The 321-nt window shown below is 43.0% G+C and carries 1 protein-coding gene; it reads right to left on the reverse strand.

Features of this window, described 5'->3' with window-relative positions; translation table 11 throughout:
• The coding region (locus tag LNN34_RS21845; RefSeq protein WP_229044618.1) for a hypothetical protein at positions 1-321 on the reverse strand (321 nt) is incomplete at both ends.

Consider the following 321-nt stretch of genomic DNA (forward strand, 5'->3'; position numbering starts at 1 on the left):
GTTTAATTTCTGAAGGCACCCAGTATTTTTCCTTCGCAAACGGATAGGTCGGAAGACTGACTCTTTTCAGCTTCCCATTATCAAACAGCTCTTGACACGATACTTCATAGCCTAGGCAGTAGAATTCAGCCAATGCATACAGATTCTCTCTGTATTCAGCCGGATTTTCCTGGTCCTTATGACTTTGTTCGATGAGACCTCTCACAGATTTATGGATAGCTTTCTGAGCTGTAAAATCCTTTGGTACTCTCCCCTTAAACAAATTCGGCAGTTTTTCGTTCCCTTCAGCTTGTCTGAGTACTCGGACTGCATCTTCCATGT

It is taken from the genome of Bacillus sp. AF23 (assembly GCF_020861455.1).
Taxonomy (GTDB): domain Bacteria; phylum Bacillota; class Bacilli; order Bacillales; family Bacillaceae; genus Bacillus; species Bacillus halotolerans.